The sequence below is a fragment of the Aeromonas sp. 604176 genome, from assembly GCF_049170755.1.
In the GTDB taxonomy this organism is placed as follows: domain Bacteria; phylum Pseudomonadota; class Gammaproteobacteria; order Enterobacterales; family Aeromonadaceae; genus Aeromonas; species Aeromonas veronii_A.
Genome location: NZ_JAAKNE010000255.1, coordinates 1 through 1,299, shown reverse-complemented (window position 1 = coordinate 1,299; position 1,299 = coordinate 1). Strand labels below are relative to the sequence as shown.

Here is a 1,299-nt window from a genome sequence, read left to right as displayed (position 1 = left end):
CCGTGTACGTACAAGCAGTGGGAGCCCTTCGGGGTGACTGCGTACCTTTTGTATAATGGGTCAGCGACTTACATTTTGTAGCGAGGTTAACCGTATAGGGGAGCCGTAGGGAAACCGAGTCTTAACTGGGCGTCTAGTTGCAAGGTGTAGACCCGAAACCGGGTGATCTAGCCATGGGCAGGTTGAAGGTTGAGTAACATCAACTGGAGGACCGAACCCACTAACGTTGCAAAGTTAGGGGATGACCTGTGGCTGGGGGTGAAAGGCCAATCAAACTCGGAGATAGCTGGTTCTCCCCGAAAGCTATTTAGGTAGCGCCTCGGACGAATACTACTGGGGGTAGAGCACTGTTTGGGCTAGGGGGTCATCCCGACTTACCAACCCCATGCAAACTCCGAATACCAGTAAGTAATATCCGGGAGACACACGGCGGGTGCTAACGTCCGTCGTGAAGAGGGAAACAACCCAGACCGCCGGCTAAGGTCCCAAAGTTCTGGTTAAGTGGGAAACGATGTGGGAAGGCTCAGACAGCTAGGATGTTGGCTTAGAAGCAGCCATCATTTAAAGAAAGCGTAATAGCTCACTAGTCGAGTCGGCCTGCGCGGAAGATGTAACGGGGCTCAAACCAGGCACCGAAGCCGCGGATTCACACTTATGTGTGAGTGGTAGGGGAGCGTTCTGTAAGTCTGCGAAGGTGTATCGAGAGGTATGCTGGAGATATCAGAAGTGCGAATGCTGACGTAAGTAACGATAAAGGGGGTGAAAAGCCTCCTCGCCGGAAGACCAAGGGTTCCTGTCCAACGTTAATCGGGGCAGGGTGAGTCGACCCCTAAGGCGAGGCCGAAAGGCGTAGTCGATGGGAAGCAGGTTAATATTCCTGCACGACTTGTAATTGCGATGGGGGGACGGAGAAGGCTAGGTGGGCCAGGCGACGGTTGTCCTGGTGAAAGTGCGTAGGTGGTGTTTCTAGGCAAATCCGGAGACACAACACTGAGACACGAGACGAACACACTACGGTGTGGAAGCCATTGATGCCCTGCTTCCAGGAAAAGCCTCTAAGCTTCAGATTACAAGTCATCGTACCCCAAACCGACACAGGTGGTCGGGTAGAGAATACCAAGGCGCTTGAGAGAACTCGGGTGAAGGAACTAGGCAAAATAGAACCGTAACTTCGGGAGAAGGTTCGCTCTTGACAGTGAAGTCCCTTGCGGATGGAGCAGTTGGGAGTCGCAGTGACCAGATGGCTGGGACTGTTTATCAAAAACACAGCACTCTGCAAACACGAAAGTGGACGTATAG

At 52.9% G+C, this 1,299-nt stretch carries 1 rRNA gene; it reads left to right on the top strand.

The features are described from left to right. Positions 1-1,299: ribosomal RNA gene (locus tag G5358_RS21145) — 23S ribosomal RNA — on the top strand; the annotation flags it as partial.